Genomic DNA, 12,029 nt, shown 5'->3' with positions numbered 1-12,029 from the left:
GCGGCGATTGATCTGCGCAGCGGCGCAAGGATTGCGATTGCCGATTGCCCGATGGTGGCCGGTCGCGGCGGGCGCGACTATTCGCACATGACGAAATAGGCGTTGGATCCGCGCACGACCGTCAGCAGCAGTTGTCGCGGCTGGCGTCGCGTGAGTGCCTTGAGATCCTCCACGCTGCGCACGTCGACCTGGTTCACCGCCACGACGACATCGCCCGCGCGCAGTCCATTGGATTCGGCGCGACTGGATGCTCCCACGCGCTGGATTGCCACGCCGCGCAGGCCCTGCTGGCGCAGGCGCTCGCCCAGCTCGCCGAATTCCGCACCGGCCAGGCGTGGATCGAGCTTCTGGCCCTCCGCCCGCAGCGATTCCTGCACGGCGAGTTTCGCCGTCGCGGTGACGCTGGCGCCGTCGCGCAGGACCTTCAGTTCGACGTCGCTGCCAATTGGCAACAGGCCTTCGGCGTTGTGCAGATCCTGCTCGCTGCCGACGGACTTGCCGTTGATCTCGACCACCACGTCACCCGGGCGCAGGCCGGCGGCCTCGGCGACGGAGTTGCTCATGACACGCGTGATCACCGCGCCCCGTCCCGGCGGTACGCCCAGCATCTGCGCAATATCCGGCGTCACGTTCTGCGTTTCCACGCCCAGCGAACCGCGCTTGACGGTACCGGTGCTGACCAGTTGCTTCATCACCGTGTTGGCAAGGGTCGAGGGAATGGCGAAGCCGATACCGACGTTGCCGCCCGACGGCGAGAAGATCGCCGTGTTGATGCCGACCAGTTCGCCCGAGAGGTTCACCAGCGCACCGCCGGAATTGCCGGGGTTGATCGACGCGTCGGTCTGGATGAAGTTCTGGTAGCCCAGTCCGCGCAGGCCCGAGCGACCCAGTGCCGAGACGATGCCCGAGGTCACCGATTGACCGAGTCCGAACGGATTGCCCACCGCGATGACGAAATCGCCCACGCGCAGCGTGGTGCTGTCGGCCAGCGGCACGGCGCGCAGGTTATCCGCGGGAATCTGGATCACGGCGACGTCGGTGTCCGGGTCGGTGCCGACCAGCTTTGCCTTGAGCGTACGGCCATCGTTGAGCGTGACCGTGATGTCATCGGCGCCTTCCACCACGTGGTTGTTGGTCAGCACGAAGCCCTTGCCCGCATCGACGATCACGCCTGAGCCGAGCGACTGCTCCACGTGTTCGCGCGGCATGTTGGGCACGCCGAAGAAGCGGCGGAAGAACGGGTCGTCGAGCAGCGGATCGCGTACGCGCGTGCGGGTCTTCGACGAGATGTTCACAACGGCGGGCGCAATCCGTTCGATCATTGGAGCCAATGACGGCAGCGGCTGGCCGTCCACGGTGCTCGGCAGTGCGGCCACCGCGGAATTGGAATGCGATACGGCGAAGCCGCCGGCGGCGCCGATGCCCAGGGCGGTTCCTATGGCGAAGACGAGGCGGGTCAGCGAAGACATGGGCTCTCCATCGAAAGGCAGGTGGGTCGGTGCGACGTTGACCGTCATTGGGGCCGCAGGTTTCCCGATTCCAGGGGGGGACATGTCCCGGTTCAGCATCCGCCCTGCGAATCCGTATCGATGTCGACCGGTAGCAACCGTGCGGAAATTTTTCGGAGAATTAGGCGGTCCCGCCCGCTTTTTCGACCGGAACTGCCAACTGCGTGTGCAGCGCACATTGACTCCGCGCACCGCCGGCGTTAGGTTTGCCGCCGCTCGCGATCACAACATCTTGTGCCTGACCGGTGGGGGCTGCCCTAGTCATTGGGGTTTGTCGGGTATCATGGTGTTGTGACCCGGTACGCAGAATGCGCACTGGCTGTCGGTGGGGTCCATTGGAAGTACGCGCCGGCCAGGCGCGCCCGTGGGCTGCCCCGGACAAAGCGGGCTTCCCAACCTGCTATTGAAGGACCCAGGAGGGCGAAACATGAGTACCGTGCGTCTGGAAGATCTCGCCCGGGGTGCAGTGACGATTCCGCTGCAACCGGCCTCCTTCGACATCTGGGACAAGAAATACCGCCTCAAGACCAAGCAGGGCGAGGCGGTCGATCGCGACATCGACCACAGCTACCAGCGCATCGCCAAGGCGCTGTCGGATGTCGAGGTGACGCCCGAGAAGCGCCAGTACTGGAACGAGCGCTTCCTCTGGGCGCTGCGCCGCGGGGCGATTCCTGCCGGCCGCGTGACGTCCAATGCCGGTGCGCTTGAGCACAAGCCAGCCACCTCGACGATCAACTGCACCGTCTCGGGCACGATCACCGACTCGATGGACGGCATCCTGCAGAAGGTGCACGAGGCTGGCCTCACGCTGAAGGCCGGCTGCGGCATCGGTTATGAATTTTCGACCCTGCGCCCGCGCGGCGCGTATGTCTCGGGTGCCGGCGCGTACACGTCCGGGCCGATGTCCTTCATGGATATCTACGACAAGATGTGCTTCACCGTGTCGTCGGCCGGCGGCCGGCGCGGCGCGCAGATGGGCACGTTCGACGTCGCGCATCCGGACGTCAAGGATTTCATTCGCGCCAAGCGCGAGGACGGCCGCCTGCGCCAGTTCAACCTGTCGCTGCTGATCACCGACGGCTTCATGCACGCGGTCGAGCAGGATGCCGACTGGCCGCTGGTGTTCCCGGTCAATCGCAAGGAGCAGGACGAAGTCGACCTGAACGACGCGTCGGTGGTCGCCTGGCGTGAGTGGCCCACCACGGACAACTACATCGTGCGCGACGACGGCCTCGTCGCCTGCAAGATCTACGGCCACATCCGGGCACGGCACCTGTGGGACATGATCATGGTGTCCACCTACGACTTTGCCGAGCCGGGCTTCATCCTGATCGACCGCGTCAACCAGATGAATAACAACTGGTGGTGCGAGAACATCCGCGCGACCAATCCCTGTGGCGAGCAGCCGCTGCCGCCCTACGGCAGCTGCCTGCTCGGCTCCGTGAACCTCACCTGCTTCGTGCGCGATCCGTTCGGCCCGAAGGCGCGTTTTGACTGGGAGGAATACCGCGAAGTCGTGCGCGTGTTCACCCGCATGCTCGACAACGTGGTCGAAATCAATGGCCTGCCGCTGGAACAGCAGCGCGAGGAAATCCTGTCCAAGCGCCGTCACGGCATGGGCTACCTGGGCCTGGGCTCAACCCTGACACTGCTCAAGATGCGCTACGGCTCGCGCGAGGCCTGTGCCTTCACCGAGGCCGTGAGTCGCGAAATGGCGCTGGCTGGCTGGGAAGTCGGCCTGGCGCTGGCCGACGAAAAGGGGCCGGCCCCCATCCTGGCGCAGGAATTCACGGTGTCACCGGCGATGCTGCGGCAGCGCCCGGAGATGGCTGTCGACGGATGGAAGGTCGGCGATGCGATCCCCGGTCGTGTGCTGCACGCCCGCTACAGCCGCTACATGCAGCGCGTGGCAGAGGTGGCGCCGGAACTGGTCGAGGCCATCGCGCAGCGCGGTGCGCGGTTCACCCACCACACCTCGATCGCGCCGACCGGCACGATTTCGTTGTCCCTGGCCAACAACGCGTCCAATGGCATCGAGCCGTCGTTTGCGCACCACTATTCGCGCAATGTGATCCGCGAAGGCAAGAAGACCAAGGAAAAGGTCGAGGTGTTCAGCTACGAACTCCTGGCCTATCGCGAGCTGATCAATGGCCGCGCGATGCCCTTCTCGGACAAGGCCGAGGAGAAGTTGCCCGACTACTTCATCGCCGCGGATGACGTCACGCCGACCGAGCATGTCGACATCCAGGCCGCTGCGCAGCGCTGGATCGACTCGTCGATCTCCAAGACCGCCAACGTTCCTACCGATTACCCCTACGAGGACTTCAAGAACATCTACACCTACGCCTATCAGCAGGGCCTCAAAGGCTGCACCACGTTCCGTTTCAACCCGGCCGCATTCCAAGGCGTGCTGGTCAAGGAGGCCGACCTCGAGAACACCATCTACCGTTTCGAACTGGAGGACGGTACTGTGGTCGAGGTAAAAGGAAACGAAGAGATCGAATACGACGGCGAGACCCATACGGCCGCCAATCTGTTCGATGCCCTGAAAGAGGGTTACTACGGCAAGTTCTGAGTGGGGCGAGAATGGAGTAATGTCCACTCCGCAACACACACATCCTGACCAACCCGAACGAGGAGCCGGAGGGTTTTATGCACACAGTAGGTGAGACGCTGAGCAACGCGCTGGAGTCGGTGAAAGAAACAGCGCAGAACGTCGGCGAAGCCGTGGCCGAGAAAACCGAAGCCGCCGTGGCGACGGTGACGGCTGTCGCGGCCGACGCCAAGGACGCCGTGGTCAAGCAAGCCAGCAACGTGGCCAAGAAAGCGCGCAAGGTGAAAGACGCCGCGCAGAAGAAGGTCGCCGACGTCATGGCCAAGGCCAAGAGCGCGGTATCCGGTGACAAGCCCGCCAAGAAGGTGAAGAAGGCGAAGAAGGCCAAGGCCGCTGACGCAAAGCCGGCACCGGCGAAGACGGCCAAGCCCGCCAAGGCAGCCAAGGCCGTCAAGGCGGCCAAGAAGGCGGCTCCGGCGAAGAAGTCGGCCGCCAAGAAGGCAGCCAGGAAGGCGGCACCGGTCAAGAAGGGCCCAGCCAAGAAAGCGCCCGCCAGGAAGGCCGCGAAACCGGCGAAGAAGGTAGCCAAGGCGCCGGTGAAGAAGTCCGCTGCCAAGAAGGTCGCCAAGAAAGCCGCACCGGCCAAGAAGGCGGCTCGCGGCGCCAAGAAAGTCGCTGCGAAGAAAGCAGCGCCGCGCAAGGCCGCCAAGAAGGCAGCCCGCCGGCGTTGATGGATGACCAGACTTCCGCCGGTCAGCCGCGGCACGCGGCACCCCGGCCGGAAGTGGTGTGTCGATGGCGAGGCTGCGTCGACACACTGACTGGCGGTGAGGACGGTGCGAGGTCGGCGCGGGACGAGGCGGTGAGCAAGCCCTCGGAACGCGCAAGGACGGGTCCCGCACCCTGCTCTTCACCAAGCAAGACCCACTGCCAAGCCAGCGCGACAGCGCTACAGCCTTGATTCTCCTCCGCGCCGAAACAGCGGCGCGGAGACCCTTTCCCCACACGGCCGTGGCGCAAGGGCAGACCCCTGGACGACGAACGAGAGCACCACCATGGCGATCAAGATCGGCAAGAAGATCAAGGCCTACAGCGTCGAGAAGCCGAGCGAGAAAGCCGCGCAGGTGCGCACCGAGCTCGCGCCGGTCGCCGAGCCTGCGCCGTCGCCGGGTGCCGAAGTCATCCAGATGCACGAGAAGGTGGAGCGCCCCGATACCCTCATCGGCGCCACCTACAAGATCAAATCACCGCTGTTCGAGCACGCGCTGTACGTGACGATCAACGACATCGTGCTCAACGAAGGCACCGAATACCAGCTGCGCCGGCCCTTCGAGATCTTCATCAACTCCAAGAACATGGACCACTTCCAGTGGATCGTGGCGCTGACCCGCATCATGTCCGCGGTGTTCCGAAAAGGTGGCGACGTCACCTTCCTGGTGGAGGAACTCAAGGCCGTGTTCGACCCGCGCGGCGGGTACTTCAAGGCCGGCGGCATCTACATGCCCTCGATCGTCGCCGAGCTCGGCGCGGTGGTCGAGCAGCACATGAAGTCGATCGGACTGATCCACGACCCGGAACTGTCCACCGAACAGCGCGCACTGATCGCGGAAAAGCGGGCGGCCTACGAACGCGCTTCAAAAAAACCCTGACGTGAGCCCGAAGGCCGCGGACTCGGTTGAAACTGGCGCGGTCGAGGCGGCTGCATTTCCGGTGGGCGCCACGCTCTGCCATAAGTGCAACACCTCGGCAGTGGTCATCCTCGACGGCTGCGCCACCTGCCTCAATTGCGGCTATTCCAAGTGCGGCTGAGCGCGCCGGGCGGGGATTCCCACTGCTGAACAGTACTCCGCCCGCCGGACGGCCAGGCCGTCGGCGTGCTGCTATCGGTGATGCAGCATGAGCCCAGTCACATTCTGGATGGCGCTCATCGGTGCCGCGTCGCTGTCCGGCCTGGTTCTTTCGTACCGGCCGTCAACACTGGCGGGCTGGCTCGTTGCCGCATTGCCGCTGATCGCCACGTCCGCGCTGGCCTGGATCCGTTGGGTGAAGCGCCCGGCCCTGTGGCTGGGCCGACTGGCAGCCGGGGTCTGCATGGGCCTCGTGGCGATTCTCGTGTCCCGGTGGCTCGCCGATCCGGCCACAGCGTCATTCCGGACGATCTGGCCCGTGGTGTTCGTGTGGGCTGTTGGATGCGGCCTGCAGGCGTTCACCATCACCGGGTGGACGGGAACAGCCGGCGAGCCGGCAGGAAAATTTCCCGTGCTCCTCTGGCGGCTGGCGGTCATCGCGTGGACCCTCGCCTGCGGCTGGCTGCTTGCCCGCAGCCTCAGCCCGACGCTGGCGGTCGATTCGCTCATCGCGGCCGCGCAGGTTCTGGGCATTATCCTGGTGCCGATCGCGGCCATCGTGCTGCTGGTGTACGTCATCGGCATTCCTGGCCGGCGCCGGGCGCGGCGCGCCAGGGCGGATTTCGAACGCATGGCGCCATCGGCACGCCGCGAGATCTTCGATTTCGTGCAGCGGGAAGCGCTTACGGGGCCCTACCAGCAGTATCACGTTGCCGTCGACACGCCGTCCGCTGATAGCGCCGTGCGCTGCGGCGGCCTGCCGCGCGTGTCGCGCGCCGCCGCGTGGCCGGTTGACGCCCATGCGGTCCCGGCCACCTTTCTCCTGCAGCTGCCGCTGGGCGATCCCCTGCCTGAACCCTGGTGCGGCCGCCGCATCAGCGTCTACATGACCGCCGATGAACTGGTGGTCCTGAGTGAGGCGGACCCCGGGCACGAGGGGATCAACGCCGAGCCGCCGGCCGGAGCGCGCCTCCTTCCCGCGCAGGCGACGCGATCCCTGGTGCTGCCGCAGCTATCGGCGATGACGGAAGACGGCCCCGCAGACCTCCTGGAGTGGCGGCCCGCGCTGTATGAGCAGCTGGCTCCCTACGGCCGTGATCCGGATGAACTGTTGACGAAAATCCTGATGGATGACGCCGCCGCGGTGCATTTCCACACGGCGGCCGCGCTGCGCGTCGGCGGACTGCCCTGGTATGTACAGGGTGAACACGATGCGCGTTGCACGCACTGCGGCGGTGCGATGCGATTCCTGTTCCAGTTCGACGATTTCTCCGATGACCTCCTGCTCGGCGATGCCGGTGTCGCCTACGTCTACGGCTGCGACGCGCACCCGCAGCATTGCCGGGCGTTCGTGGACGAGCATTGAGCTCCGCGGTCGAAACCCCGCGCTCTGCGCCGCATCAGAGGGTGTCCGGAATGCGGTGCGCCACGTAGTCGGCGTAGGCCTCCTTCATCGGCAGGTCGGGATCGACGTGGATATGGCGCCGCTCGAAGCGCGTCGGTTCACCGGTGACGGGATGGATGCCTGCCTGCGGTTCCTCGCGCCAGTACACCCCGGTACCGCGGCGTTGCCATGCGGGAAGATCGTTGACGTTGACGCCTCGCGTGAACAGAAATTCGTTCTTCTGCGCGAGCGAATAGCCGGCCACTTGCGTGTGCGCGGCGTGGCCCGACGCACCTTCCTGCCGAAGCCGCCAGTAGCAATGTGCGTTGAGCGCATTGCGGTGGGCGTCCTCCTGGCGCCAGCGGAAATAGTCGATCACCAGCGGGCGCGTGGGCAGTGCGCTCACCCGGCAGTCAAAGCAGGCGATGGTGCCCAGCGCCAAGGAGAGGCGCGCGCTGGCCTCGCCGGCCAGCACGGACTGGATCTTGCGCAGCTTGCGTCCGAACAGGGTTTCATCCCGATCGATCAGCAGCGAGATCTCGTCGCTCTGCGCATAGGCGTAAAGCACGCGGAAGCCCACGCTCATCAGGTGCTGGGTGGTTTCCAGCATCGCGTCGCGAAAGCGCACGTCGAAGGGGCGCTCGAGCGGCAGAGTCTGCTTGGTCAGGCGGGTGAAGCTGCGGCCGTCGAGCCGGGCGACCATGTACACCTGGGGCAGTACGCAGACATCGTGTGCGGTCTCGAACACGCGCAGCCTGCGGTCCAGCTCGTCAAATTTCATCGACCCACTCCTGGACATCAAATTCGCCGCTGTCCTCACGCAGCGTGACGAAATACAGCGCATCAAAGCCCTCGGCGCGCGAGGGGCGTTCGAGCCGGGCCCGCGTGCCGCCCAGGCCCTTGTCAGGTACGCGCTGGTGCGCCGGGCGCGCGGCATTGCGGCGCAGGGCATCGGCCAGCGCGGATGCGAAAAAGTAGCCGACGATGCGAAAACCGGCCCCCGCCGCTGCAGCGATGTAGCGTGCCCGCTCCGGGCGCGAAACGTTGGTGTTGTCGATCACGACGGGCTGCTGTACCGCAAGGCAGGTTTCCAGCAACGCCTGCTCGCGATGCCGCGTCCTGAGCATGTCGAGGTTGATGCGGACATGCGTGTCACGAAACCGGTGATAGTAGAAGCTGGATTTTCCAGTGGCCTGCAGGCCGATGAAGAGCACGAGTTCCATGAGCGTGATGCCTGGACGGTTGAGCCCGGTATAGCGGATCTGTCCGCCTGGCGGCAAGCCACAGGGGTGGCGATTCCCGGCTTCGTGTATACGATGCGAATGATGGGATCTGTGACTTTGTACGATACTATTGGCTGCCGTCGGCGGCTCCGGGCCGAGCCGTTGGCGCCTGTCACTCAGTCGCTGTTCTTTCACTTCAGGAGATTGCAATGCCGATCATCCAGGGTAGGCCTTCGGCGGTTGTGCTCGACGCGCAGATGCACGTGGCATTTACCGCCGCGAGCGGTGTTGTGACCGACTACTACTACGACCGCGATGCGGGTTGGATGGCGCAGGACGTCACCGGCCGGGTGGTCGGTTCCCCGCTGGCGAAAGGAGCGGTCACCACGATCGCCACGGAAGGCCAGTGGCACGCGCTGTACCGCACGGTCGGCTCGGGCCTGTCGCACCTGTACTACCGCAACGGCGATGGCTGGTTCTACGATGACCTGTCGCGGCTGGCTGGTGCGCGTGCGATGGAAGGGCCTGCGGCCTGTGCAGTGACGCCGGGCCAGCTGCATGCGTTCTACCGTGACGAGCGGGGCCACATTTCGCACGTCTACTACCGGGAAGGCGAGTGGTACTGGGAAGACATGGCGGTACTGGTGCCTGGATCGATCCCGGATGCCGCGGGCGATCCCACCGCCATCTACGTCTACAAGCAGCTGCATGTCGCCTGGCGCAGCGAAGAAGGCCGGCTGGGCCACTGCTACCACGACAACGCCACAGGCTGGGTGCGCCAGGAAATGATCACTCCGGCCAATCGCGCGCCAGATGCCAAGGGCGCGCCGGTCTTCCTGGCCTATGAAAACCGCCTGGAATGCTTTTATCGCGACATCAACGATCACATCGGGCGGCTGACGTTTGCCCAGGGCGCGTGGCAGTACGAGGATCTCACGCTTGCCAGCGAATCGCCGGTACTGGTCGCCGGTGATCCCGCCGCAATCGGATTCAATCACCGCGCCGTGATCGTGTTTCGCGATCACCGGGGGCAGATTGCCGAGCTGTCGGGCGCCGGCAACAAGTGGATGTATCGTGACCTGTCGCAGTGGAGCGCGGCGCCACGCGCCGTTGAAGATCCGGTGCTGGCGACATTTGCCGACCAGCTTCATGTCGTCTTTCCCGCCGCCAGCGGCCACCTTCATGACATCTACTTCGACGGCAACTGGCACGATCAGGACCTGGACCTGATCGCGCGCTACCCGGCCGCGATCGGCGAGATGTCATTGCATAATGCGGGGTTGTATACGGTGCTGATGCGCTTCAATTACCTGGAGCCGGGCGGGCGGCAGCGGTTGTCGCCCGCCACGACCAGCCTGCCGTTCGACTACGGCATGACACGTACGCGGGATCCGGGCCGCTACGATGTTCCCGACGGCGCGGAACTGTGGATTGACGTCAAGGCCACGTTCGGCGACACGGTCGAAGGCCGGCAGCATTTCATCTACCGCAAGGACGACCCGCACGTGGCGCGCTACCACTGCGCCGGCACGACGCTGGACGTGAAGCTGGTATTTGACGGTCTGGACGACATCGCCACGTCCGCTACCAACGCCGGCACCCCTGCGGCGAAACGACGCCCCGGTGACCATATCGCCTGAGGCGTCAACCCGGGCGCCGCCGCGATGGCGGTGGCGCCCCGGTGCGGGTCAGAAGAAGGGAATAGCGGCGGCGACCGCTTCTTCCTGGTCCGTCTGCACGGACAGGCGCACTTCGCGGCGTGTCCAGTCCACCGTGATCAGGCCGTAGTTGGAGTTGGCCTTGTTCACCAGGTAGTAGTCGTTGGTGGTGAGTGCGCTGATCCGCGGACTCAAGGTATCGAAGCGTCCCACCGGCGTCTGTTCGCCGGCGGTGGCGCAATAGCCCCATTGCCCCGCAATGCCCACGTTGCTGGCGTCGCGCTGGAAGTAGCACCAGGGGCGCGTGTCGTCGACGCTGGTGCAGCCACGATAGGTGACGCCCTTGTAGGAGAACGGAAACAGACAGCGGTTGGTGTTCTCGCCGCCGCCACGCGTGTCCGCATAGACTGGCATGCGATTGGGGTTCTCCACCGTAGTGGGCCAGTTCTGCTCGATGCCCGAGGCAGTGATTTCATACACCGGTACGGCTGCGCCGTGACTGGACGAGGCCGGTACCACTTTGCGCATCACCTCGCCCCAGTGCTGGTCGCCGCTGACGAAGACGACCGCCTTGGTGTTGCCGCGGTTGACCGCCAGCTGCGCCAGCCGCAGCAGACGCAGGCGCTGCTGCGGCATTTCCGCCCAGCTTTCATAGGTGGTCCCGCTGACGGTGCCCTCGCCGAGCGTGTTGATGGCGTCGTTGAACTGCCGGCCGTCGCCGTAGGCACAGTAGTCGGTGAGTGCCCGACCCCGGTGCAGCGGGGGCAAGACCTGGATGCCGCTGGCAATCACCGTGATCTCGGCTTCCCGGTCGAGTTCGGCTTCCAGCCATGCCCACTGGTTGGGGCCGAGCATGTCCGACTGGTCGCCGCGGCAGGCGCCGTGCATCCGGAAAGTCGCGCTGCGGTTGGAACGCGCATCGAGCATGATCACGTGCACGCGGTTGCGGTCGATCCCGTTGCCGAACATCTGCGCGTTGTAGATGCCGGGCTGGCCGAACCAGCGTGGGTCGTTGGACGGGGCATCGAAGTGACGCAGGAATTCGAGCTGGCTTTGCGGACGCATCGTGTAGTTCACGCCGGCATTGTTGAGGCCCAGGTCGTGGTCGTCCCAGGTCGCCATGACGGGGATGCGTGCGTCGAGGAAGGCGCGGTAGGCCGGGTAGGACTTCTTCGCGTCGTACTTGCTGCGCATCAGGTTCATGTCCGTCGTGTCGCCGTAGATGTTGTCGCCCAGCCACAGGAACAGGTCGGGGCGCTGGCTGATCACGCGGTTGAGCGTATGGGACGTCGTGGCGCCGGTGTGCCAGCAGGAGCCGAAGGCGATGGAGGAGACGTTGCTGAAAGGCACGGGCAGCGTATGTGCAGCGGCCTGCGGCGTCTGGCAGGTGCCGGTACGTCCGCCGGAGAGTTCGCACCAGGGCTGGTTGCCGCCCGAGGCCACGCAGCCGGCCACGGTTTCGTTGCCCACGCGGGTGGTCGGAAGGCAGTTCTCGCCGGTGACCGTGCGGCGGACCGGAATCGTCGTGGTGTCGACGTTGGCCCAGGTACTGCCGCCTTGTGGCGTGGTGAGGTAACACCACTGGATACCGCCGTTGTCGCGGTTGGTGGTGCCCCAGTAGGTGCTGCCGCCGTAGGCGAATGGCTGGCGGCACTGGTTGTAGTTGACCACCGCGGCGCCGGCGGTCGCGGAAAAGGCCAAAATGGCAGAAAGCAGCAAAGCGCAACGGCGGAGCAGGTGCTGCATGGGTCGTTCTCCAGAGGGCCGCCAGCAGGCGGGAGTGGACGGAAACGGCGGCGCGGCCCGACGCGGCGCCGGGGCGGCATGATCGGTGCGGCGCGTGTAGGCTCCGCGA

Annotated in this window: 8 protein-coding genes and 1 pseudogene; 5 read left to right on the top strand and 4 right to left on the bottom strand. The window is 65.4% G+C overall.

Annotated features, from left to right (window positions below; translation table 11 throughout):
- Positions 1-77: 77 nt before the first annotated feature.
- Entirely contained in the window at positions 78-1,469 is a 1,392-nt protein-coding gene (locus tag N4264_RS25200; RefSeq protein WP_261694956.1) for a Do family serine endopeptidase, read from the bottom strand.
- 466 nt (positions 1,470-1,935) lie between these two features.
- On the opposite strand from N4264_RS25200, the gene N4264_RS25195 reads away from it, so the two are divergent.
- The 4 genes and pseudogenes from N4264_RS25195 to N4264_RS25180 all read left to right on the top strand — a co-directional run bounded on the left by N4264_RS25195 (position 1,936) and on the right by N4264_RS25180 (position 7,275).
- Positions 1,936-4,083: an adenosylcobalamin-dependent ribonucleoside-diphosphate reductase gene (locus N4264_RS25195; RefSeq protein ID WP_261694955.1), complete on the top strand. Its 2,148-nt coding sequence runs from the start codon at positions 1,936-1,938 to the stop codon at positions 4,081-4,083.
- Positions 4,084-4,160: 77 nt separating this feature from the next.
- Positions 4,161-4,793, top strand: coding sequence for a hypothetical protein (locus N4264_RS25190; RefSeq protein ID WP_261694954.1), 633 nt, complete (start codon positions 4,161-4,163; stop codon positions 4,791-4,793).
- A gap of 324 nt (positions 4,794-5,117) precedes the next feature.
- Positions 5,118-5,871, top strand: a pseudogene (locus N4264_RS25185) (TSCPD domain-containing protein).
- A gap of 87 nt (positions 5,872-5,958) precedes the next feature.
- Positions 5,959-7,275, top strand: coding sequence for a hypothetical protein (locus N4264_RS25180; RefSeq protein WP_261694953.1), 1,317 nt, complete (start codon positions 5,959-5,961; stop codon positions 7,273-7,275).
- Between the two features lie 34 nt (positions 7,276-7,309).
- Here the strand turns inward: N4264_RS25180 and N4264_RS25175 are convergent, their stop codons facing one another.
- Together N4264_RS25175 and N4264_RS25170 are read right to left on the bottom strand one after the other, a co-directional pair.
- Entirely contained in the window at positions 7,310-8,074 is a 765-nt protein-coding gene (locus N4264_RS25175; RefSeq protein WP_261694952.1) for a tRNA(His) guanylyltransferase Thg1 family protein, read from the bottom strand.
- Positions 8,064-8,516, bottom strand: coding sequence for an AAA family ATPase (locus tag N4264_RS25170; protein ID WP_261694951.1), 453 nt, complete (start codon positions 8,514-8,516; stop codon positions 8,064-8,066). Before N4264_RS25170 ends, N4264_RS25175 begins: the two co-directional genes overlap by 11 nt.
- A gap of 209 nt (positions 8,517-8,725) precedes the next feature.
- Here N4264_RS25170 and N4264_RS25165 point away from each other — a divergent pair, with 209 nt between their 5' ends.
- Positions 8,726-10,156 (top strand): PLL family lectin, encoded by a 1,431-nt coding sequence (locus N4264_RS25165; RefSeq protein WP_261694950.1) that lies wholly within the window; start codon positions 8,726-8,728, stop codon positions 10,154-10,156.
- A gap of 48 nt (positions 10,157-10,204) precedes the next feature.
- Here N4264_RS25165 and N4264_RS25160 read toward each other — a convergent pair whose 3' ends face one another.
- A complete protein-coding gene (locus N4264_RS25160; RefSeq protein ID WP_261694949.1) occupies positions 10,205-11,920 on the bottom strand; it encodes an alkaline phosphatase D family protein in 1,716 nt (571 codons plus the stop codon).
- Positions 11,921-12,029: the final 109 nt, after the last annotated feature.

The organism is Tahibacter amnicola (assembly GCF_025398735.1).
GTDB classification, from domain to species: Bacteria; Pseudomonadota; Gammaproteobacteria; order Xanthomonadales; family Rhodanobacteraceae; genus Tahibacter; species Tahibacter amnicola.
Note: the sequence above shows the minus strand (reverse complement) of the source record. Positions and strands in the feature narration are given on the sequence as shown.